This window comes from Barnesiella sp. B2-R-119 (genome assembly GCF_023656675.1).
Taxonomy (GTDB): Bacteria; Bacteroidota; Bacteroidia; order Bacteroidales; family Barnesiellaceae; genus Barnesiella; species Barnesiella intestinihominis.
Genome location: NZ_JAMOKL010000001.1, coordinates 435,990 through 458,478, shown reverse-complemented (window position 1 = coordinate 458,478; position 22,489 = coordinate 435,990). Strand labels below are relative to the sequence as shown.

18 protein-coding genes are annotated in these 22,489 nt (G+C 44.3%); 3 read left to right on the top strand and 15 right to left on the bottom strand.

Annotated elements, in window-relative coordinates; translation table 11 throughout:
* Positions 1-21 precede the first annotated feature (21 nt).
* On the bottom strand, positions 22-1,212 hold the full coding sequence (locus NBH06_RS01685) for a dicarboxylate/amino acid:cation symporter (RefSeq protein ID WP_250792483.1): 1,191 nt from the start codon (positions 1,210-1,212) through the stop codon (positions 22-24).
* 85 nt (positions 1,213-1,297) lie between these two features.
* Positions 1,298-1,981, bottom strand: a complete 684-nt coding sequence (locus NBH06_RS01680; protein ID WP_021892294.1) for a B3/B4 domain-containing protein — start codon at positions 1,979-1,981, stop codon at positions 1,298-1,300.
* Positions 1,982-2,385: 404 nt separating this feature from the next.
* Here NBH06_RS01680 and NBH06_RS01675 point away from each other — a divergent pair, with 404 nt between their 5' ends.
* Complete coding sequence (locus tag NBH06_RS01675; RefSeq protein ID WP_155012097.1) at positions 2,386-3,150, top strand: hypothetical protein; 765 nt, start codon at positions 2,386-2,388, stop codon at positions 3,148-3,150.
* Between the two features lie 658 nt (positions 3,151-3,808).
* Here NBH06_RS01675 and NBH06_RS01670 read toward each other — a convergent pair.
* The 13 genes from NBH06_RS01670 to NBH06_RS01610 form a co-directional block, all read right to left on the bottom strand.
* Complete coding sequence (locus NBH06_RS01670; RefSeq protein WP_008861226.1) at positions 3,809-4,777, bottom strand: FimB/Mfa2 family fimbrial subunit; 969 nt, start codon at positions 4,775-4,777, stop codon at positions 3,809-3,811.
* A 114-nt stretch (positions 4,778-4,891) separates the two neighbouring features.
* The gene (locus tag NBH06_RS01665; protein WP_040295858.1) at positions 4,892-5,146 is read right to left on the bottom strand and encodes an immunity 17 family protein; all 255 of its coding nucleotides are present in this window, start codon (positions 5,144-5,146) and stop codon (positions 4,892-4,894) included.
* 110 nt (positions 5,147-5,256) lie between these two features.
* Complete coding sequence (gene tsaE, locus NBH06_RS01660; RefSeq protein ID WP_008861225.1) at positions 5,257-5,679, bottom strand: tRNA (adenosine(37)-N6)-threonylcarbamoyltransferase complex ATPase subunit type 1 TsaE; 423 nt, start codon at positions 5,677-5,679, stop codon at positions 5,257-5,259.
* A 6-nt stretch (positions 5,680-5,685) separates the two neighbouring features.
* The gene (porX, locus tag NBH06_RS01655; RefSeq protein WP_008861224.1) at positions 5,686-7,227 is read right to left on the bottom strand and encodes a T9SS response regulator signal transducer PorX; all 1,542 of its coding nucleotides are present in this window, start codon (positions 7,225-7,227) and stop codon (positions 5,686-5,688) included.
* The gene (gene porW / locus NBH06_RS01650) at positions 7,214-9,985 is read right to left on the bottom strand and encodes a type IX secretion system periplasmic lipoprotein PorW/SprE (protein WP_284703167.1); all 2,772 of its coding nucleotides are present in this window, start codon (positions 9,983-9,985) and stop codon (positions 7,214-7,216) included. Before porW ends, porX begins: the two co-directional genes overlap by 14 nt.
* A gap of 50 nt (positions 9,986-10,035) precedes the next feature.
* Entirely contained in the window at positions 10,036-10,860 is an 825-nt protein-coding gene (locus NBH06_RS01645) for a metal ABC transporter permease (RefSeq protein WP_250792479.1), read from the bottom strand.
* Between the two features lie 6 nt (positions 10,861-10,866).
* Positions 10,867-11,283, bottom strand: a complete 417-nt coding sequence (locus NBH06_RS01640; RefSeq protein ID WP_250792477.1) for a phospholipase — start codon at positions 11,281-11,283, stop codon at positions 10,867-10,869.
* Complete coding sequence (locus NBH06_RS01635; protein WP_250792474.1) at positions 11,280-12,524, bottom strand: 3-phosphoshikimate 1-carboxyvinyltransferase; 1,245 nt, start codon at positions 12,522-12,524, stop codon at positions 11,280-11,282. Before NBH06_RS01635 ends, NBH06_RS01640 begins: the two co-directional genes overlap by 4 nt.
* A gap of 497 nt (positions 12,525-13,021) precedes the next feature.
* Entirely contained in the window at positions 13,022-13,891 is an 870-nt protein-coding gene (locus tag NBH06_RS01630) for a YwqG family protein (protein WP_250792472.1), read from the bottom strand.
* Positions 13,892-13,982: 91 nt separating this feature from the next.
* Positions 13,983-14,348, bottom strand: coding sequence for a preprotein translocase subunit SecG (secG, locus tag NBH06_RS01625; protein ID WP_046410996.1), 366 nt, complete (start codon positions 14,346-14,348; stop codon positions 13,983-13,985).
* A 6-nt stretch (positions 14,349-14,354) separates the two neighbouring features.
* The gene (locus NBH06_RS01620; protein WP_250792470.1) at positions 14,355-15,071 is read right to left on the bottom strand and encodes a hypothetical protein; all 717 of its coding nucleotides are present in this window, start codon (positions 15,069-15,071) and stop codon (positions 14,355-14,357) included.
* 4 nt (positions 15,072-15,075) lie between these two features.
* A complete protein-coding gene (locus tag NBH06_RS01615; protein ID WP_008860999.1) occupies positions 15,076-15,573 on the bottom strand; it encodes an LptE family protein in 498 nt (165 codons plus the stop codon).
* A 12-nt stretch (positions 15,574-15,585) separates the two neighbouring features.
* A complete protein-coding gene (locus NBH06_RS01610) occupies positions 15,586-16,848 on the bottom strand; it encodes a sigma-54 interaction domain-containing protein (RefSeq protein WP_195330351.1) in 1,263 nt (420 codons plus the stop codon).
* A 532-nt stretch (positions 16,849-17,380) separates the two neighbouring features.
* Between NBH06_RS01610 and NBH06_RS01605 the strand changes: the two genes are divergently transcribed.
* Positions 17,381-21,340, top strand: coding sequence for a hybrid sensor histidine kinase/response regulator transcription factor (locus tag NBH06_RS01605; protein WP_250792468.1), 3,960 nt, complete (start codon positions 17,381-17,383; stop codon positions 21,338-21,340).
* Positions 21,341-21,501: 161 nt separating this feature from the next.
* On the top strand, positions 21,502-22,488 hold the full coding sequence (locus NBH06_RS01600; protein ID WP_250792466.1) for a hypothetical protein: 987 nt from the start codon (positions 21,502-21,504) through the stop codon (positions 22,486-22,488).
* Position 22,489 lies beyond the last annotated feature (1 nt).

Below are 22,489 nucleotides of genomic sequence, written 5' to 3'. Positions count from 1 at the left end.
ATTTGAAAGACGGTTTTTGTTTTAGGAATGCTGCATGAGATTTTCTTTTTTCCCATCTATTCGGTCGACAATGACGGCAATGGCTCCGTCGCCTGTGACGTTGCAAGCGGTTCCGAAGCTATCCATCGCAATATATAGCGCTATCATGAGAGCTTGCGCCGTTTCGTCGAAACCCAGCATGCTTTCAAGTATGCCTAACGCCGCCATAATAGCTCCGCCGGGGACTCCGGGCGCTGCGACCATCGTAATGCCGAGCATGAGTATGAACCCACTGAAATCTGTCGTATTTACGGGCATGCCGCTCATCATCATAATCGCCATAGCACATGCCGTGATTTTCATCGTGCTACCCGATAGATGTATGGTGGCGCATAAAGGAATAACAAAGGTGGCAATGTTTTTGCTCACTCCGTTTTTAATGGTTTGAGCCAACGTGACCGGAATGGTCGCTGCGGAAGATTGCGTGCCGAGCGCGGTGGCATAAGCGGGAAGCATATTTTTCAATAATCGCAGCGGATTTTTTCTCCCGATGATACCGGCTAAGACGAATTGAACGAGCAGCAGAAGAATGTGTAAGATGAATATGACTACGATGATTTTGACAAAAACAGAGATAATCGAGGCGACTTGTCCCGAAACCGTCATGTTGAGAAATATCCCGAAAATGTGTAGCGGCAATAACGGTATAATGACTTTTGCTATAAGCAAGGAGACAATGTCGCGGAAATCGGCGGCGGCCATTCTCAGGGTGTTGCCTTTGACTACGGATAGTCCCAATCCAATACAGAAAGAGAGCAGCAGGGCGGTCATGATGTCGAGAGGGGCAGGCATCTCGACTGTAAAATAGGGCTTTAACGCCATGTTACCGGGGTTGTCTATTATCGCCGCTGTGTGTGCGGATTCGGTAATCAGTTCCGGGAAAACAGCTCTTCCACTGAAATAGGTGAAGAATCCCGAAAATACGGTGGAACCGTAGGCGATGGCCGCCGTGACGAGCAACAACCGTCCTGCGCCTTTCCCCAAATCGGAAATGGCCGGGATAATCAGTCCGATGATAATGAGCGGAATGGCAAAGGTGAGAAAGTTGCCGAACAGCCCGTTGAAGGTGACGAATATACGTGCGACGGGAACGGGCAGAAACTGTCCCAGCGCGATACCTGTCGCTATGGCGATGAGGACTTGCCACAGGAGGGAAATCCGAAATTTTTTCATAACGCTGATGCTTTTAGCAAAAATAGGAAAATATTCCCTTTTTGTCAAGGAAATGCAGCGCTATCTTTTACAGAAGTACTCGATCTTAATCGATGAAAAGGTCGGCCGAAACTATGTCTGTGCGGATATTCTCGGCAGAAGCGTATTGCCGTAGCAGCCCCGTTGTGAAGGCTATGGTTTCGTCGAGAGGCATTTCTTCGCCATAAGCATTGATTATAACGAACAAGTTTTTGGTGTCGAGCGTTATTTTAGTCCGTTCCTCGTCGCTGGTGGGCGTGCCTATACCTCCTTTATCGTCGCGGTAAACCGGGAGTCCTTCGATATTGAGAACGCCCCGGCCGATACCTCGGAAGATTTCTCCTTCTTTCCCGACTCCCAAAATGAGAGTGTCTCCTTCGATACGATCGGCATCGAAAGCTCCGATGGAGTATCCCGAACGGACAGAGACCAGATTGATGAGATCGACCAACGTATCGATGCGATAGATTCCCAGACCTCTGATAATGCGCCTGCAAAGGGCCTCGGAGGAAACTCGATACCGATTGGGGTCTTTACCGAAAGACCGATAGGCTTTTCGTGTGGCTTGTATAGCGGGTCGTTTGTTTATTTCGTCGATTTTGTAGGCGGCTGCGATGCGGGAGGCTTCGTCGTCTATTTGTTCCCACAGACGAGGGTCGGTTTCGGTATTGGTTACTTGTGCTCCGATGATACCAATTTTCAGGCCGGGGCAGACCTGTGCAAAATTGTTTTCGATACGAATGGTTTTCATGCGTTTTTGCTCTTTTGGATAAAAAAGATATTTCAGAAGCTGTTTTAAATTTATTGTAAATAATATTATCATTGCAGGCAGGTATGTTCCGGCCATATTGAGCCCCTGTCTCGCATCTTGAATCCCTTGATTTTTGTCAATAGCCCGCTATTGACTGCGTATCTCGGACTCCAATCTGCTTCAACATAGGTCTCAATCTGTCTCGGAATAAATTTAAAACAACTTCTCAAAATTAGCGAAAAATTACATTATTGTTGTTTTTGAGTTATGTTTTTTTCTTTTAATATATTATATTTGCATACGTTGCGAAAGCGGGTTGCACTCGGCATATTCAGAAGAATTTGTTTCTGATTGCGTTTGCACCTTCTTGGCATGTATTGAAAACACAATTAAATTTTGATGATATGAAATCACTACATCTGTCGCCCTCGGGCGCTCTCAAAAAGGGTTGGGAATTGACCAAGAAGCATTTTATCGTTATGCTCGGTCTGGTTTTGGGTTATATGGTTTTATTGTGGGTCATCAGCTTGCTCAGCGGAGCTGATACAACTACGTTTCGCTATTGGATTTTGTATTTAGTGAATCTGGTTTTGTCTGTGTGGGTCAATGCGGGATTCGCTAAAATTTTATTGAATGCATACGATGGGGAAGAACCTTCGTTCTCAGTATTCGGAGAATTACTCCCGAAATTGGGCGGACTCATAGGGGTGAATGTTATTGTTGCCGTTTGTTATTGTATTCCATTGGTGTTGGGCTTTATCGTTTTGTTTATCGGAGCGGGAGCAAGTGCGGTTTCTTTTAATTTAGCCGATCCTTATTCATTCGGACATTTTATGGGACAGGCATTCGGCGGAGTGACGGGTATTCTGTTTTTGGTGCTGCTTTTGGTGTCTTTTTATATTGCTTTGCGGTTGATGTTCGCCGTTTATGCTTACGTCGAAGATTTTTCTATCGGAGTCATGGGTGCGGTTCGTAAAAGCTGGACGATGACACAGGGAAACATGTGGACTATCCTTCTTTGTATTTTGATGATTATCGTTCTGAATTTATTAGGGCTCGTAGCTTTGATTATAGGTGTATTCGTAACTATGATTATCACTATGTTCATGACGGTGGCTATGTATCGCCAGATTAAAGAGGACGAGGAAATAGTAATCGTGGAGGAATAACGGATTGTCGTTTCTTCGGTATCTTCTCGATATTTGCGGCACACTGGGAGAGAGGTTGATGCCTTGATACGTTTCTCCTATTGCGGATATTTTTTAACCCCTCCGTCACTACGTGCCACCTCCCCTATATGGCTGGCGCCACATAGGGGAGGAGTTTTAAATATCTCCGATAGAGAAAACAGAAACACCTTGTAATGCTACGGGGCACGGCAGAGGGAGAGGTTGATGTCTTGATACGTTTCTCCTATTGCGGATATTTTTTAACCCCTCCGTCACTACGTGCCACCTCCCCTATATTACTCCGCAACACCCCGTAATGTTACGGGACACGGCAGGAGAGAAGGAGTAATATCAACAGCAGCAATAAATAGGGTATGCACCTCTTCCTCTGCTCATCGTAGATAAGATAGGGGAGGTGTTTTGCGACATTCTTTTATCGCGTAATTTGCCGGTAAGACAAGACGTATTCGACCTTCTCCTAAGTATCGAAGCAGGGGAGAAGGATAAATGCAATTCATTGCGTTCGCTAAAATTTATGTTTATTTTCCCCTTTGATTTTCTACTTGATATCCCGAGATAGGGAAATGGGGTTATCATACAAGAAAAGCGGTCAATTCTTTGACCGCTTTTCTTGTGTAAGTATAATATATATAGTTTGTTAATTTATAACAGGGAATTCGATAGTTTCGCTTATCTCGTTCCAGTCCTCGATAGAGAAGTCGCCGGGCGTTTCACCGGACATGATTTCTCCCAAAATGATGTTGAGAGTCAGTTTTGTGTTTTCCGAAAGGGTCGAACTTAAATTTTTGGAGAGTTTATGTTCGCTACCGTCTTCCAATGTAATGATCAGTTCCAAAGGAGGATTCTCGGCGGAGGGGAACAGCATGACCGTAGCGTTGCTCATGATTGTCCCGTCGGTAGAACGTTCCAGATTAAATTTTACTGTTTTGGTCTTGTTTTCAGTTTCGGCTGTATAGAAGTTCATCTTTTCGGCAATACCTCCGATACGAGCTTGAATGTTTGTAATCATAGGGCTGAAAACTTCGTTTTGCTTCATTTTTGCAATTATTTTAAGTCCGGCAGTTACACGCGTCAATGAAGCCTGTAAATCTTCTTTTCCTATTTGTGCCGGTTTTACAGCATGCACTAAATCATATACGGGCATGTAAGTATTATCGGTATTGGCCCTTAATCTGAAATATAAATTGGAAAGGTCAACTCCTTGCGTTATGCCGGGGGAGTTAATGGCCGGTGTATTATAAATGGGGTCATCGTATTTCGGAGTTCCCCAATATACCATATTGTATGTTCCCAGAGGAAGATGGAGCGGTCTATTGTATTCTCCATATACATGCCCGTCTAATATGGTATAGTATCCATTGAACACAGTTTTATTTCCGTTGATAAAGTTCCCGTAATAAATGGAAGTTTCGGCATTACACGGATAAATTTCGAGAATACCCGTAAACGGGTTTTGGTTAAGAGGGTCGGCGATACGGGCTCTTACTTCGGGGGTTACCAGTTGAGTCTCTTCCGGCGGTGTGGTGTTACTGTTTACATTGTCATCGTCTTTACAAGCAGAGAAGAGGACGAGAAAGGAGATTGCTCCCAACAAAAGTTTTTTCATAATGTTATTGTTATATTTTAATATTTGAGTCAATATGACTGAATCTATTTATATAACAATGAGGAAGAATTTTTGTTTTTATGGGGGTAAAGAGAGAAAAGGGGGCAATTTGATTTATCCGTCGATAATCGGGGTTTTTGATAAGATATCGAGAGCGATGACTACTGTCATATAGAGAATGAGACAGCCGATGATTCCATAAAGCCAACGGGCTTTTCGGCGGGAAAGTCTCGATGTGAGCATGCGGCAGTTCTTGCTGTTGAAGAACCAATTCCAGTCGGCTATCGCCGCACAGAGGGACAGTATGCCCGATATGAGAAACAGGCATAGAACGATGAGTGCAGGAATGAGTGCCGGAGTGTCGTTCATTGTGGTAGAGGGTTCAACATTTTTTTCCTGAGTATATTTCTCCTATTTTTCCGATACCTCGCTTGGCAAGAAAAATATAGGATTGGAGTTTCGGGGCGATACTATGATTTTCAGATGTCGAGTGTAATCGACCGGGCTCCGTTTTCGGTCTCGGCGATATGGACATTTACACAATCGTAGGGGAGCAGCTCTTCGATTTTGTCGGGCCATTCGATGAAGCAGAGAGCCCCGCTGGCGAAATAGTCTTCGGCTCCGAGGTCATAGGCTTCTTCGATTTTGTCGAGCCGGTAGCAATCGAAGTGGTAGATGAGTTCGCCGGTAGTAGCGGACCGGTATTCGTTGATAATGGCGAATGTGGGACTATTGACGGGGTCGTCTACACCGAGTTCTTCACAAACGGCTTTAATGAAAGTCGTTTTTCCGGCTCCCATGTTGCCGTGAAAAGCGAATACCGTATTGTCGCCCATGAGCTTAATGAATTGGCGGGCTGTTTCTTGTATTTGGTCGAGATTTTTTATCGTAAGCGTGTGCATGAGTTTTTATTTTTTTGTGAGTGTTATCAAGGGAATCATCATTTCTTCCATAGAGATGCCTCCGTGTTGGAACGTATCTTTATAGTACCCTACGTAGTAGTTGTAATTATTGGGGTATGCAAAGAAGTCGTGGTTCGTGGCGAATATGTAGGTGGAGCTGACGTTGGGCGACGGCAGTCCGTATCGTTCGGGTGTTTTGATTTCATATACCTGCTTGGGGTTGTAGCTGAGCGATTTCCCTACTTTATACCGTAAGTTGGTATTGGTATTTTTATCGCCGATTACTTTGATGGGGTTATTGACGTGTACCGTCCCGTGATCGGTGGTGAGAATGATTTTAAAATCTTTTTCGGCGATTTTGCGGAAGAGGTCGAGCGCCGACGAGTGGCGGAACCAAGACTCGGTAATGGAGCGGTAGGCGGCCTCCGAGGAGGCGAGCTCACGAATCATTTTGGATTCGGTGCGAGCATGGGAAAGCATATCGACGAAATTGAGCACGCAGACATTGAGTTGGTTATTCTCGATTTGCGGGAAGTTTTGAATGAGTCTTTCGCCGAATGCCGATTCGTTGATTTTATTGTAAGAGAATGTATATCGTTTGCGGAACCGGTCGAGCAGTGTCTGAATGAGGGGAGCCTCGTTCAGGTTTTTGCCTTCCTCTTCGTCCTCGTCTACCCATAGGTCGGGGAACATGCGAGCTATCTGGTTGGGCAGCAAACCGGAGAAGATAGCGTTGCGGGCATATTGCGTGGCTGTGGGCAGGATACTGAAATAGAGGTCTTCCTCGGCCGTAAAGTATTCGTTAAGCAGAGGTTTGATCACTCTCCATTGGTCGAAACGGAAATTGTCGATGAGTATGAAAAATACTTTCTCCCCGTTGTCGATGAGGGGGAAGACTTTGGTTTTGAAAAGTTCATGGCTCATCAAGGGATGCTCGCCTCCGGTAATCCACTTTTCGTAGTTTTTCTTGACGAATTTGGCGAAAGCGCTGTTGGCTTCGGTCTTCTGCATGGTGAGCAGTTCGTCCATATCGCTTTCGGCTTGTGTAAGTTCCAATTCCCAGAACACGAGCTTTTTGTAAACTTCGAACCAGTCGTTCCAAGAATAGGAGTCGTTTATCTGGCTGCTAATGTGTTGGAACTCCTGTCGATAGTCGCTCGATGTCTTTTCCAAGATGATCTCTTTGTGGTGGAGATTTTTCTTTATGGAGAGGAGAATCTGATTGGGATTGACCGGCTTGATGAGGTAATCGGATATTTTGTTTCCGATGGCTTGGTTCATGATGTTTTCTTCTTCGCTCTTGGTGATCATGACGACGGGAATCTCGGGATTTTCCATCTTGATCTGGCCGAGGGTATCGAGCCCGCTCAATCCCGGCATGTTTTCGTCGAGGATAATGAGGTCGAAGGTCTCATGAGCTGCTTTTTCAAGCGCATCTCGTCCATTCGATACAGTTGTGACTTCATATCCTTTTTGTTGTAGAAAGAGGATATGCGGTTTCAGTAAATCGATTTCATCGTCGGCCCAAAGTATTTTACCGTTTTTCATAAGGCTCTGTCGGTTGAGGATTGTTTTCAAGGAATAAGAAATAGTCTTCGAAACTGTATCCTTCGAGCAGTTTCTTGAAGTTATCCTCGCTGATCATTACGGGTCTTACTCCCGGCGGATAACGGAATGTTTCGCTGTTATCGAGAACCCGACGATAGTGGGATAACTCGTCAAAGTTATTAAATCCTTTGACAACTAACATACTTATTTCGTTAAAGGTCATTATTTCGAGGTCGAAATCTTTAATGACGAAGCTGGTGAAGTTGTGTTTCGCCACGTCGAAGAGTAATTGATTGGACGATACGCTGTCGGTCGCATAGACCAGAAGCAGCACGTGTGGTGCATTCAGGTCTTGTGTGAACGTTGCCTGAGCGGTATCGTTCGCCAACGTCGTCGTATCGTTGGTGAGCCGTGCCTTCCAAATCATTCCCCGCATGTTCCCGCTGCCTTCGGCAACCTGACGTCCCTGAGCGACTCCTTTGAGCATTGTGGTCGCCATAGGCGAAACGTCGGCTTGCGGGTAACGTTCGAGCAGATCTTTCAAGCCTGCTTTGAAATGGTCGTACTGTTTGTCACCGATGTAGGCCAGCGCATCGAGGAAAAGGAATTTGGGCATAAGCGGCGAGAGCGGATATTTTTCTTTCATGAAGGTCGTGTTCCCGTGTACCGTTCTGTTGTCGTTTTCGAGATAAGCGGCATAGGTGGCTTCGTAAATAGAATCTTGGACAGTGCTCATGCGTCGCAGATTATCCAAATAATGCGGATCGGCCATAGCTTGCGCGTAGGGGCTTTCGGGGAATACAGAACGAATCTTATCCCGGTATATCCCTGCGGTGACGACATCTCCGTTACGCATGTACATGAGGTACATGTTATAGTATACGTCGAGTCGGTAGGGGTTTTCGGGGAACCGCTCTTCCAATAAGTTGAAGTTGGCGATGGCCGCCGGGTAGTCTTCGAGTTTGTTTTTGAGGATAATACCCATATTGAACAAACCTTCGGCAACGACTTCGTTCGATGTTTCCATTGCCTCTGGTGTCATGGGTATTTGTTTGAGGTAGAATTCGGGTTTATGAGGATCGTCGGCCGCGTCGGATTGTATGCTGTCGGGGTTTTCTTCATCGGGGAGAGAATTGTCGGCCAAATCTTCGTTTTCACTGTTTCCCGATTGCTCGGCAAAGTCGCTCATGGAGAATCCCGATTTGTTGCGACGACGCCAGTCGTCTTCGAGTTTTCGGCTACCCCAAATCCGTTGGAATTCGGTTTTACCGGCAGAAACCATAGGCTTGTTATAGAAGTACCATGATTTGTCCCCAGAAAGAATCGTCGTATTTTGTTTGGCCGAGTTGTCGTTGTTGAATTGAGGCCCTTGTTGTTGGGCGAGATATTCTTCTCGCTGTTGTGCTTCGGCCTCTTCTTTTTCTTTTTTGATGAGGTCATCGATGATTTTTTGTATGGCTTTGTTCCGGTCGTCTTCACTCATGGCCGCCAAGTTTTGCAAACTGTCTTGCAGCTCGACATTTTGTGCATAGACAACCAGCTCGTCGAGGACGGACGATCGTCGGGAGAGCAGATCGTATTGGGGATAGTCTTCTTTCAGTTGGGGAATGGCTTCGGCATAGCACGGTTGGGCATCGACATACTTTCTTCTTTCGAAATAGAGATTGCCGAGCGTGATTTGGCAGATGGCTTTTTCTATGCCGTTACGAGTGCTCTTCTGGTTTGCCAAGCGGTAGTTTTCCATCGCTTTGAGCGTATCTTTGCGGGACAGGTAGAGATTGCCGATGGCGTAGTATATTTGATCGAGATATTCTTTGTTACGATCCCGGGAAGCCATACGGGTGAGTTTCTTCACTTCTTTCGAAATATCTTTCCCCGAATAGACTTCGGTTTGTTTGATCCGAGCATTGAATTCGGTTCGATAGGGTGGATTCATGCCGATGACTTTTCCGTATGTCTGGTATGCTTTCGTAGGATTTTGTGTGGCTGCATAGAGTTGCGCCAGCAGGAATGTCATTCGGATGCGTTGTTGTTTGCTCGAAGCAGACTTAATGGCCGTTTCGAGAAAAGGAATGGCTTTTTCGTATTCTCCTTTGTGAACAAGGTAATCGGCATTGACTGTCGCAAACCAGTTGTTTTGGGATTCGGGCAATTTCTCGTTGTTGATTTTGAGCAGTATATCTTCCGCTTCGTACAACCAGCCCATAGCGATGTAACACCGAGCTTGCCAAATGCGCGACTCTGCTACCAAATCGGGCATCCAAGTGAAATGGCGGGATATATAAAGGAAGGTCGCAGCGGCTCCGAGGAAATCGCCTTTGTAGTATTGTGCTTTTCCCATAAGTCTCCATGCGTTGTGAATAAACGGGTTGTATTCGTCCCGTTTCATATACTCCCGGTATTTGGGGTCGCTCATTTTTTTAGAATTTCTTTTCGGCCTTTTCTTAATGGAATGCAACTGTATGGCTTTCTGGCATTTCTCGATAGTCCGATCGAAACTTCCCGATGGTTGCGGATCTTTGGGATTTGCATAGGCTTGTGCCGGATGCATGAGCAGGAGGTCCGTGAAATTATCCTCGTATCCTTCTTCCATCTCTTTGAGTTGTTCTTTGTAATTTTCTATTCCGTTGAAATAGACGTTGTAGCGGGTGGTAAAGCTATGGTAAAAACGTGTCACCGCCGTATTCTTTTTCGTGGAACAAGATACGAGTGTAAGAACAATAAATAAACCGATAGTATGTAGTATTCTTTTTTTCAATCGATGTTATAGGGATAATGCTCCATTTTTTAAACTGAATTTTTCCTGTTTTATTGCTTTTTACCGGTTGCAGAATGTAGGTAGGAAGCTATAATTTTTACAACAAAATAGGCGATTATCAAGGTAAATACGATGGTTGCCCCCGCAGGGACGTCGAGCCAATAGGAGAGTAACAGTCCTCCTATGCCGCAGAGGAGATTGATTGCTCCCGACAGCCAAACGATATTTCGGAATTTGTGACAGAAAAGTTCGGCGATCATTTGCGGTAAAGAGAGTATGGAGATGAGGAGCATGATACCGACCAGACGAATGGTAAGAACCACGGCGGTCGCCACAAAAAATGTCATGATATAGTTGACGAGGCGTGTCTTGATACCGCGGGTGTGGGCAAAGTCGGCATCGAAAGCCGTATATACGATGGTCTTGTATTGCAACACGGTGTAGAAAATCAATAATGCGGCAAAGGCCGCAAAGATGAATATATCCATGCGGGTGATGGTGAGAATGTTTCCGAAAAGAAATTCCGTGAGCCCCGGTGTGTAGCCGGGTGTCATGAAAATAAAAATGATTCCGATTGCCATGCCTAACGCCCATACGACCGCTATGGCAGAGTCTTCACGAACCGATTTGCCCCGAGACAGCCATTCGACTCCCAATGCTGAAAGGATAGCGAAAACAAGAGCCGAAAGCGTGGGATTGATGCCGAGGTAATACCCTACACCCAAACCACCGAAAGATGCATGGGTTATGCCCCCGGTAATAAATAGCATGCGGCGTGCGACGATGTATGTGCCGATGATGGCACTTGTTATGGAAATGAGTAGTATCGCCCACAAAGCATTTTGAAAGAATGTATAATTGAGAATGTCTATCATAAGCAATTATTTGTCGATCGTTCTTTGTTCATTGACAACGAGCAATATTTCGTCTCGCAGTGAATCGGGGACGGCGATTTGCCGTAATTGCAAACTGCGTACCCACCCCGGCACATCTTCCGGTCGTAGCGTATAGAAAATTTCCCGAAAGAGTTCTATTTGTTCGGGTGTATAGCTGTCGGGGTCGATTCCTTTCCAAGCATCGAGCTCTTCGTCGTCGTAGTATTCTATTGTTTTGCTTACTCCGGCGAGCAGGCTGTCGCGTTCGCAAACGAGATGCCGTCCGCAACATTCTTGCGGAGGTTCCTGAATTTTGGTTTGAGCTATTTTATTAGTTTTTTCAACCTGTTTTTTTAAATCCCGTCGATGGAAATAGTAAGTAACAATACCTAAGAGTATGATGGCAGAGATGAGTATAATCATAATCGTGTTCCTTCTTTTTCGTCCTTTTCAAGCGAGAAGCCCGCTTTACAAAGGTCTTTCCAATAGTTGGGGTATGATTTATCCACTACCGAAATGTCTTTAATCTTTATTTCCGGGAAGAGAAACGCAGCCGGGGCAAATGCCATAGCCATGCGATGATCGTCGTAGGATTCTATGACCGGTGCAACCTTCGGAGCGATAGATTCTCCGTCCCATTCGAGCGATCTGTCCGAAGATATTAGTTTATATCCTAATTTAATAAGTTCGTTTTGTAGGGCGGATATGCGATCTGTTTCTTTTATTTTAAGGGTTTGCAGCCCTGTGAATTTGAACGGAAGCCCTATTAAACAGCAAGTTACGACAAGGGTTTGAGCCAAGTCGGGTTGCTCGGATAGATCCTGTTCGTATAATGAAATGGTTCTGTCCGATTTTCTTAGTTTTACGCCTTCCTGAGAAAACAGGCTGGAAACACCCAGAGGTTCGAAAAGTGCGGCTATGCGGGCATCGCCTTGAAGGCTTTTGTTCGAGAGATTCGGCAGGAATATCTCAGCTTCGGGTGCGAGTACCGCGATTTCATACCAATAGGAAGCTGCCGACCAATCCGGTTCTATTCGGAATTGCTTCGGGCAGTATCGGCCGGCCGGAACTCGTATGGTATTGTTGGAGCGGTGTGTCTCTATACCGAAATGAGACATCATTTCGAGAGTCATTTCGATATAAGGCGTAGAAACTATTTTGCCTGTGAGGGTCAGCTCCAATCCGTTTTGCATATAAGGTGCTATCATGAGTAGTGCCGATATGTATTGGGAGCTGACATTGCCCGGTAGAGAAAGCTCTCCGCCTCTTAGTTCTTTCCCAAAAATTTGCAAAGGGGGGAATCCTTCTTTGTCGAAGTATCGGATATCTGCTCCCAGAGAGCGTAGAGCATCGACCAGTATTTTTATGGGGCGTTGTTTCATTCTCTCGGAGCCCGATATGATACATTCGTAATCTCGTTTTTGAGCATAGTAGGCCGTGAGAAATCGCATGGCTGTTCCTGCTCCGTGTATATCGATCGAACTGTTTTTTTCCGTGAAAGCCTGTTTCATGACCCGTGTGTCGTCACAGTCGGACACGTTGGTTATCGGTATCGAATCGTCGCACAGGGCGTTTATGACGAGAGCCCTGTTGCTGATACTTTTGGATGCCGGCAGTTCGACTTCTATGTGGCAATCGTGTGGAGCAAAGACTTTGTAATTCATTTGTTCGCTGTGGGTTTTGTCGCAAAATTAGCAAAAAAAGAGGAATGGTATGTATCATTTCTTTATTTACCGATGAAGTATTTTTCATAAGTCTCTCTTTTCAACATCTTTTGTTTTTGTAGTCTCTTTTATTTTTTTTGTCGCATGGAAGAGAAGGGCGGATAGTTTCCTTGATACGTTTTCCCTGTTGCCGATATTTTTTAACCTCTCCGTCCTTCGGACACTTCCCCTATGACTGATGCCACATAGGGGAGGTGTTTAAAAATGTTCGAAGTGGATTTCACCCTCTCCTCCTGCTGTGCCCCACTGTCTCACGGGGTGTTTGTTGTCAAGCGAGATATAGGGCGGGTGTCGCGTAGTAAAGCAGGGGTTGATTTTTGTCAAAAATCTATTCGGCTGCTTGATTAACCATTCGCCGAGGGAACCGGAATGTGCTTGTCGGCAAGACATCGCTAAAATTCATGTTTCCCCCTTGATTTTCTACTGAGCCGAATTTTCTAATAGCATTGCAGCTCGAATTGAATTTGACTGAAATCTCGCCTTTCCAAGTCTCGTTGCCGGATATAAAAGTAAAGGCTTCCGCAGTCCCCGAACGGTATATCTACCTCTTCTTCCTCGATACAGTTGAGTTGCAGAAGTAAAATCCATTCGCGGGCAGACTTTTTGCTATATGTCTGTTGTTTCTCCTCTTGCGCTCTCGATTCGCATGCTTCGGCTATACCGTTTTGAATGAGTGAGGCGTATCCCAAGATACGTCCGGCCGATTCCATGTGGGGATATCCCCATTTCCCTAATTTTCGTTCTATGATATCCCAATCGGTATATGCGGTGTTGTCATCGCCTGTCATACCGACATAATCTTCCCAATCGGGAGCACAAGTATGTGCTGTGAATTTGAGTGCCATTTCGGGAAGCCTGTGTTCTTCCGGGAGATTGTCGGGGAAATCGGCCGGTACTAATTCGGAAATGGGAGTGGGGGTATATAATAGTTTTGCTCCCTTACTATTTCTCCACGGTTGATTCGTGAGATCATAAAAGAGATAGAACATGCCTTCGTGTGGAAGGAGATTGTCTGTGTCGTAAACCGATAGTTCTTCGCAAGATAGTTGCAGGAAAAACGGGAGAACGATGTGTTCGCCGTATTCATCGGTGTAGTGAGGCCATTCGAATTTTTTCGGTAAGGCCGGTTTTCCCCCGAATTTAGATTGTACGGGGGCTGCTTTTCTTTTTTCAAAATCGAAAAAGATTCCGTTACGAACAAGTGCCTGTATTTGCTCTTTGAGCTTTGCTTCGATTTCTATTTCCGAAGGTTTTTCATCGTTTCGGTTATGTCGGAAAAGATGCCAGAATGGTTTTGTGTCGTCCATGGTAAAAGTAAAATTTCGATTTGTAAAAAAATGCCCGAACACATTACGTTCGGGCTTGATATATGAAAATTTATAAAAGTCTTTTCATATTTTAGTTTGCAGGGGCTTCTTGAACAGGAGCCTCTTGTGCCGGTGCTGCGTTATTTCCGGTAGCAGGCGTTTCAAATCCGGGAAGAGCTGCCGGTGCTTCGGTATTTACAATGTCTTTAATTTCCGATACGGAAGATTGCTGCCCGTTGTGAGAAACGAATACGGTAGCTATGCTCAGAACCATGATAACAATAGCAAGGGTCCATGTCGCTTTTTCCACAAAGTCGGTTGTTTTCCGAACTCCCATGATTTGATTCGATGATGCGAAGTTAGAAGCAAGACCTCCTCCTTTTGATTTCTGAACCAATACAATACCTATCATCAGCAATGATGCCAAGATGATAAAAACGGTTAATACTACTGACATTTTTTATTATTCTGTTTTTATGTTAATAATCAATTTTTCCAAAAATCTTATTTGGTCTGCAAAGTAAATATTTTTTTCTGGATATTTCAAACTTAATTTTTTAATTATTTGCAATGCTTTCTCATATCGTCTTTGTTTGATATAGATTTTTGCTAAACTTTCCGTGAAGAAAGTGTCGTCGTTGCTGCTTTCGGAGGAGGCGGATTGTTCTGTATTCTCTTGATCGCGACCGGTTGTTTTCGGTAGAACGGCAGGAGATGGATTTGTCTCGTGCTCGTGAATCGGCGTTGCGACTAGATTGGCCTGTTCTTCTTCTTTTTGCAGGTTGCTTATATAGTCCGATTGAGCGAGTATATTGCCTGAAATAATTCGGTCGAGGCTTTCTTCTTCATTGCCTCGTTTTTGCTCTTTACGGTATGTCCCCAAAAACAGATCGATCGCTTGCATGGTGCTGTCGGTTCGGGGAGCTTTCGGATAGAGGTCGGCGAAAGATTCTCCTTCGACTCCGAGAATGGTCTCTAAGTGCGCATGAGGACTGGCGTAAATCAGAGCTTGTTGTATGCGCTTCTCGTCGGGCATGGCTCCCGGTGTGAATTTCAGATAGAGAAGTTGCGGGATATTGAAATAGGGATAATCCGCGGCCATTTGGTCGGCATCGGATTTCGAGATTGTTTCATCGCCAATCCCGTTTAGAAGGTTTCGTATTTGTTCCCGGGTTATCATAGTGTTACCAGTTGGCTACCGTCGCGTTGAAAATTTGATCTACCAGCTCGTCTGTGATTTGTTGAATAAGTTCATCTTGCACATCGGTTAACATTCGGTCGCTGGAAAAGTCCTTATACCCGGAGAATGTTTGGTCTATGTCATACTGAGGGTCTTTGGTGTTGGTGAATCTTACCCTTACAGAAATAGTCAGGCGCGTTTGCGATGCGTATGCGTTTTCTGTTACGGCTTGCGGGGTGAGGTCATAATTTGTGATTTCTCCTTCCAATTGCAGATCTCCTCCGCTGCTAACCATTTGTAATCGCGTTTGCCGGGTATAAGCGTTTTTCAATGAATTGGTGAACAACTCTTCCAATGGAGGGTAAACCAATGCCGCTTTAATGGGAAAGTTCGCTACCGATATGGTCTTGGTCGTTTCGTAATTGATCGAAGCTCCGTTGAATTTATAAGAGATACTGCATGACGACAGTATGACGAGTAATATAGTCGTTAAACGTTTCATTGTCGTGCGGCTCTATTCTAAGTTATATTCTTTAATTTTACGATAAAGAGTCCTTTCGGATATTTTTAATTCTTCGGCTGTTTTTTTCCGTTTTCCGTGATTCCGTAATAATGCCTTTTTGATGGTCTCTTTTTCCGTATCTTCGAGTGTTGTAGGTTGTTCCTCGATATATTCGGGTTCGTTGGGTATTATCTCTCCTACGGTGTCTTCTATGGCCGTTCGTTTGGCGGACGGGACATGTACCGGAACAGATGGTACAATAGGAGTAAGAGCCATCGATTGTGCGACAGGAACCGGTTGGGGTGTTTGAGCGTAAGAAGTTTGTCCCTGAATTTTCTCCCTCGTCAGTTCTTCTACTTTCGCATGTAGGTCTGCCAGCTCTTTTTGCATTTCGAACAGGGTCTTGTAGAGCATTTTTCTTTCTTTCTCGAAGAAGGAGTGCTCTTGTTCGTTCGAGGTGGCGCGAGCCGGTAATTTTTCGATATTATATTGGGGCAGATAGTTTTGCAACGTTGCTCCGTCTACGTCTCGATTTGTTTCGAAAATAGAGATTTGTTCGGTGATATTTTTTAGCTGCCTTACATTTCCCGGCCAACGGTAGTTGAGCAGTACGGTGCGTGCATCTTCCGTCAGCTGGATTACGGGCATTCGGTAACGCTCCGCAAAGTCCGTAGAAAATTTACGGAATAATAGGAGAATATCCTCAGACCGTTCTCTCAATGGGGGAATTTCGATGTGTATCGTGCTGAGTCTGTAATACAAATCTTCCCTGAATTTTCCTTCCGAAACGGCTTTTACCATGTCCAAGTTGGTTGCAGCGACGATTCTTACATTGGTTTTCAAAACAGTGGAAGAACCGACTTTTAGAAATTCTCCGCTTTCGAGTACGCGCAATAATCGAGCCTGAGTCGTGAGGGGTAATTCGCCGACTTCGTCCAAGAAAATTGTTCCTCCGTCGGCTTCTTCGAAATAACCTTTTCGTGCAGATAATGCGCCAGTAAAAGCTCCTTTTTCATGCCCGAACAATTCGGAATCTATGGTTCCTTCGGGTATCGCTCCGCAGTTTACGGCAATATACTTTCCATGCTTTCGGGAACTGTTGGCATGTATAATCTGTGGAAAGAACTCTTTTCCCGCACCGCTTTCTCCGGTAATAAGCACAGCCAAATCGATAGGTGCGATTTGTAGAGCTCTTGTAATGGCTCGAATCAGACCCGGAGCATTTCCTATAATGCCGAATCGTTGTTTGGTTTGCTGTATTTCTGCCGGAATCATCTGTTTTCTAATAAAAATGTATTTACAAACATAGCGAAAAGTAAATGCAGAACGAAATGAATAGATTCGTTTTTCATACTGAACCGATGCTATTTCCGCATTTTATGCAAAGATACATATTTTTCTATTTGTCGGGCAAAGCGGTAATGGGATTTATCGGCGAGATTTTATCGGTATCGAGGCTTATTTGAACTTTTTAAGAGAATTGTAATTCTTTTATTACTTTGGGAATAGGATAGAATTTCTTTTTACTTTAAAATTCATTATTCCGAATGTGGTATGGAAATTCTCGTGAAAATATATCGAAAGACATCAAGATTTTCATAATTTTGTTTTTAATTGATATCATTCTATGAAATCGTTTTTGAAATTTAGAGAGAGAGGAATATATTTGTATATGGCTAGTTATTTAGATTACAGAGGTTAATCTAACCGACACCGGGAAGAGATATTTAGGATATCGGAATCGGGGTGATAAAACCATTGAGGAAACTCGCTGTCGCCGTATTTTATTTTTGAATTTTTGTTTTGTATGAGAAGACGCTTGCTTTATATTTATCTCTTATTAATCGCAGGTATTATAGCGTGTGAGACAGTTATTGTCGAAGCGGCTCCCAATTTTTATTTCAAACAATTATCCCAACAAGATGGGCTTTCTCAAAATTTTGTGCGTTCTATCATGCTCGACCACGATGGTTTTCTGTGGGTCGGGACGAAGTCGGGGATAAGTCGTTTCGATTATCACGAGTTCAAGAATTATTCGTCTGTTCCCGATTCAGCCGCTTCTTTACCGGGCAATTTAGTTCATTTCATTGTTGAGGATGCCCGTCATAATATTTGGATTTCGACCGATAAGGGTGTATGTGTTTATCAGCGGGAAAGCGACGATTTCAAGACTGTTCTTTGGAGGCAGAAGGCTTTGCAGGCTCATTCTTATTTGTTGACTGACGATGCTCTTTTTTTGGGAGGAAGGGGAGTAATATACCGATGGGATTATCACCGGGCTGTCATGGATACGGTTCCTGTTCGGTGGAAAGATAAGTCATACGCGTTTTTCAATCACATGATACCGTGGTCGGAGCATTGCTGGGTATTATCGTCGAGATGGAACGGATTGTGGCTATTGGACTGCCGTACAGGGGAAATAGAACGACCGACGTTCTGTAAGGAGAAAGAGATTATGTCGGTCAAAGTCGATACCCAGGGAGATTTGTGGATTTCGCCCTATGGCAAGGGGCTCGACCGGTATATCGACGGCGGTAGAAAACAAAAGCATTACGATGTGTCGAACTCAGATCTAACCAATAATGTGATTCTCGATATAGAAGAGCGGGACGGTTCTTTATGGCTGGCTACCGATGGCGGTGGAATCAGTATCTTGAACTTGAAAGACGAGACTTTTTCCAATATTCGATATACGCCCGGCAATATCTATTCATTTCCGTATAGTTCGGTATTTTGTTTATATAAGGACAGGGACGACAATATGTGGGCCGGAACGATACGAGGTGGATTATTCGGCATCAAAGAGGTACATATGAGAACGTATCGCGATGTTTCTCCGGGCAATCATTACGGCATGAGCGATAAAACGGCATTGTGCTTATATGAAGATGAGGACGGAATTATCTGGGTCGGGACCGATGGCGGGGGACTGAACCGTTTGGAGCCGAAGAGCAATAGATTTACCCACTATCCCAATACTTACGGATATAAAGTTGCCTCGATAACCCGTTATAACGAGCGAGAATTATTGATGTATTTTTTTTCCAAAGGGTTATATTTGTTCGATAAACGTACGGGTAATTTAAGGCCTTTTACTTTATTGAACGATAGGCGTAACGAGGAGATTATACATTCGGGCATATCGGTCAATGTCGATTATTTCGATACCGATAAAATCCATTTATTTGCGGACAAGATATATACTTATGATAAATCGACGGGCTCTTTTACCATTGCGCATGTTGCCGATTCGTCTCGGTATTACGGTACGGTTCAGCGGTTTTATTCCGATAAGGATATTACCTATCTTTTTGGCCGCAATTATATCTTGCGGCTCGACCATGCGGAGAATGCTGCTGTGTGTCTTCTTGCTTTCGGTTCAAAAGCGGTCATCAATGCGGCTTGTAGGGACGACGAAGGAAACTTTTGGATAGGGACCGACAAGGGGCTGTTCCACTACGATGTGAATACCCGGGCGTTGAACGAAATAAAAACAAATATGTTTAGGGAGGTGACTTCGGTTGCCTATGCCAATCAATATCTGTGGTTAGGCGCCGACGGTCTGCTTTTCCGATATTCCATAGGCGAGGATAAATTTTTTATTTACGGCGAATCCGACGGCGCTATACCTAACGAATATTTGCATAAATCTACTTTGGTAACTCGGGACGGAGCTCACATTTATATGGGCGGTGTAACCGGACTTTTACATATCGATCGGGAAATATACAAGGAGTACAATTCCCTCTCTCCTTCGTCGGTCGAGTTGTCTGATGTTGTTCTCGATGGAAAATCGGTGATGAACAAAATGGGCGATACAGACCGGAGCTTGCGTGTTGCATGGAATTATACTTCGCTCACTTTGAAGACGATGGTACGGGAGAAGGATATTTTCAGGAAGAAGATGTTCCGGTTCAACATCGAAGGCCTCGGTCGATCGGAAATAGAAACTTACGACCATACTCTGACTTTATATACTTTGCCGGCAGGCACATATAGGGTAATGGCTTCGTGTAGTACGGAAGACGGCGGTTGGAGCCAATCCCGGTGCATATTGCAGATAGAGGTTGTTCCACCGTGGTGGAAATCGTTTTGGTTTATTGCTCTCGTGGTGATTGTAGCGGCCGGTTTGTGTTATTTGATGATAAGTTACACTGTAAAAAGAAAAAATTCCCGGTTGCAACTCGAAATGAAAGAGAGGGAACGTAAAGTGTATGAAGATAAGGTAAGGTTCTTGATCAACGTTAGTCATGAACTGCGAACACCTTTAACTTTGATTTATGCTCCGTTAAAGCGACTTTTAAAGAGCGGCACTGTCGATGATATGCTGAAAACACAGTTAATGCAGATTTTCAAACAGGCCCGTCGTATGCGCAATATCATCAATATGGTACTCGATATGCGGCGTATGGAGGTGGGATATGAAGCATTGCATTTGGCTCCTTATTCATTGAATGAGTGGGTAAGGGCTGTCATCGGGGATTTTTCGGAAGAGTTCGAGTCCAAGAAAATAATGCTTCTTTTCAATCCCGATGAGACGATAGATAAAATCTCTTTCGATAGAGAGAAATGCGAGATCGTATTGTCCAACCTGTTGATGAATGCATTTAAATTCAGTGAGGAAGGAACTGTGGTAACGGTCATCACCGAACGTAGAGAAAGTTGTGTGCGCATTTCTGTCAAGGATCACGGAATAGGATTGAACGAGAATGACCTATCCCATTTATTCACTCGGTTCTATCAGGGAGATCACCGGTTGAGCGGCAGCGGTATAGGTCTGTCTTATTCTAAGACTCTGCTGGTATTGCATGGCGGGGAAATAGGTGCATACAATAACGAGGACAAAGGGGCCACGTTTTGGTTTGAGTTACCGTTGGCATATAACGACGAAGATGTCGCATGTGCTCCGGGTATGTATTTGAACGATATAGGATATGCAACCGATATGCCGGAGACGACAGTTCCCGAAAAAGATTTTCCTCTCCAAGATTATTCTATTCTCATTATCGATGACGAGATGGATATACGTTCTTTTATTAAAACTTCATTTTCCGGTGTTTTTAAACAAATTTATACGGCCGATGACGGAGTGAACGGTTTGCATGTCGTTCATCAGTACCAACCCGATTTGGTGATTTGCGATATTATGATGCCCCACATGGACGGATTCGAATTTTGTCGTTTGTTGAAGAGCGATATTCAAATCAGTCATATTCCGGTTATCTTGCTCACTGCAAGGGATAACCCCGATAGCCTCGCAGCCGGATATAAATTGGGTGCGGACTTTTATCTTGCCAAGCCATTCGATGACGATGTGCTCTTGACTGTTATACGCAATTTGTTATGGAATAGGGAACAAATAAAAAACTATTATCGCGATGCCGTACAGGTTTCTATCATGCCTAAAAACCAGACATTCAGTAATGCTGACGAACAATTTTTGTTGAAATTGAATAAGCTGGTGTTGGATAATATAGATAACTCCGATTTAGATGTGAAGTATTTAACGGTCGAAATGGGCATGAGCAGAGCTTCTTTGTATAACAAAGTGAAGGCATTGACTGGTTTAGGCGTGAACGATTTAATCAATCGCATAAGAATCGAGCAAGCCATGAGATTGCTTACCGATACCGATATCCCGATCGCAGAGGTATCGGAGCGTATCGGGTTTTCCAATGCTCGTTATTTCAGCACCTGCTTCAAGCAGTTTACATCGATGACTCCTCGGGAGTACCGAGAGCAGAAAAGGAACGAGCCATCGGCTTAATTTCAAACGTTTTGTTTTTTCTCAATAGCCTGTTATACTTGTTTTAGACGATTTCGAAAATGATTTAGACAATTTCGAACATGCCTTTGTTAGGGGTGATTTTATATTTGCATTCGTGAAAGCAAATTATTTTATTGTTTAATTTCTTAATTCTTGTATGTATGAAAACGAAAGCATTACTTATTTCGACTTTATGTTTGCTGGGTGCTAATTATTCATGGGCTGCCGATGAAGATGTTACTCCCGGTCATTTGAAATTTGCCGATCAAGCGGTCGGCTCGTATGAATTTGTTCATTATTCTTCGCAGGGAGCCAATCCTGTTTCACCTTATCCTACCGAGAAGTTGAAAGAGGAGGGTACTGTCGTGTTGACCGGAGGTCAAGTTAAAAATGAAGATGCCAGTGTGGCCGGCTTTAATAAAGGGTGTCACATCGTTGCTTCGGATTATGGAAATATGTTGTTGATAAAAGGGGACGGTAGTGCCGAAGAACCCACATTGTCAGCCGCTGATGCTTTGGCCGGGTATATAAACGTCAGTATGTTTACACAAACAGATTTCCCGGTTAATACTCCGGTACGTTTCCATTTCGTGTCGAAAGTAGTAGGAGGTCCTATAACTGCGGATTATAAGATTTCTGTTTGGAATTTCGGAGGGGCAACGACCAATGTACCACTCCCCGAAACTACTACTTACAGTTCGATCGATACGAAATGGTGGCCGATATATGCCGATTTGAATATTGCCGGAATTACAGGCGACGATAGGATTCCTTTGCGGATACGGTACAATATTCCCGGAGGACACTTGGGCAATCGAGCCATTTATATCGCAACGATACAATTTACAGCTAATCCGAGCGGAGAATGTCCTGAGTTCGATCCTGTGAATTTCGATGGTTGGGATACCCCGAATGGATCACCTGCTACTGGTATTGACGCGATAGGTGAGACCAACGGATTCGTGGCATGGGATAGTCAGTATATCTATTTGAACGATATAGACTTCGGGACCGAGGTATTTATCTATTCGTTGAACGGTGCATTGGTGAAAACCGTGAAGGTAACCGATTCGTTCGTGGAAGTTCCGATGTCTCGCGGTGCTTATGTGGTGAAATATGGAAACAAAGCATCGAAAGTCGTGCTTTAAT

Bases quoted from the DNA above. Each gene is read 5' to 3' on its own strand.
- NBH06_RS01605 (WP_250792468.1), top strand. From the start codon at position 17,381: ATGAGAAGACGCTTGCTTTATATTTATCTCTTATTAATCGCAGGTATT.
- secG (WP_046410996.1), bottom strand. From the start codon at position 14,348: ATGTCAGTAGTATTAACCGTTTTTATCATCTTGGCATCATTGCTGATG.
- NBH06_RS01665 (WP_040295858.1), bottom strand. From the start codon at position 5,146: ATGAACGACACTCCGGCACTCATTCCTGCACTCATCGTTCTATGCCTG.
- NBH06_RS01680 (WP_021892294.1), bottom strand. From the start codon at position 1,981: ATGAAAACCATTCGTATCGAAAACAATTTTGCACAGGTCTGCCCCGGC.
- NBH06_RS01685 (WP_250792483.1), bottom strand. From the start codon at position 1,212: ATGAAAAAATTTCGGATTTCCCTCCTGTGGCAAGTCCTCATCGCCATA.
- NBH06_RS01640 (WP_250792477.1), bottom strand. From the start codon at position 11,283: ATGATTATACTCATCTCTGCCATCATACTCTTAGGTATTGTTACTTAC.
- porX (WP_008861224.1), bottom strand. From the start codon at position 7,227: ATGAAAAACGGTAAAATACTTTGGGCCGACGATGAAATCGATTTACTG.
- NBH06_RS01635 (WP_250792474.1), bottom strand. From the start codon at position 12,524: ATGAATTACAAAGTCTTTGCTCCACACGATTGCCACATAGAAGTCGAA.
- NBH06_RS01610 (WP_195330351.1), bottom strand. From the start codon at position 16,848: ATGATTCCGGCAGAAATACAGCAAACCAAACAACGATTCGGCATTATA.
- tsaE (WP_008861225.1), bottom strand. From the start codon at position 5,679: ATGCACACGCTTACGATAAAAAATCTCGACCAAATACAAGAAACAGCC.
- NBH06_RS01645 (WP_250792479.1), bottom strand. From the start codon at position 10,860: ATGATAGACATTCTCAATTATACATTCTTTCAAAATGCTTTGTGGGCG.
- NBH06_RS01615 (WP_008860999.1), bottom strand. From the start codon at position 15,573: ATGAAACGTTTAACGACTATATTACTCGTCATACTGTCGTCATGCAGT.
- NBH06_RS01620 (WP_250792470.1), bottom strand. From the start codon at position 15,071: ATGATAACCCGGGAACAAATACGAAACCTTCTAAACGGGATTGGCGAT.
- NBH06_RS01630 (WP_250792472.1), bottom strand. From the start codon at position 13,891: ATGGACGACACAAAACCATTCTGGCATCTTTTCCGACATAACCGAAAC.
- NBH06_RS01675 (WP_155012097.1), top strand. From the start codon at position 2,386: ATGAAATCACTACATCTGTCGCCCTCGGGCGCTCTCAAAAAGGGTTGG.
- NBH06_RS01670 (WP_008861226.1), bottom strand. From the start codon at position 4,777: ATGAAAAAACTTTTGTTGGGAGCAATCTCCTTTCTCGTCCTCTTCTCT.
- NBH06_RS01600 (WP_250792466.1), top strand. From the start codon at position 21,502: ATGAAAACGAAAGCATTACTTATTTCGACTTTATGTTTGCTGGGTGCT.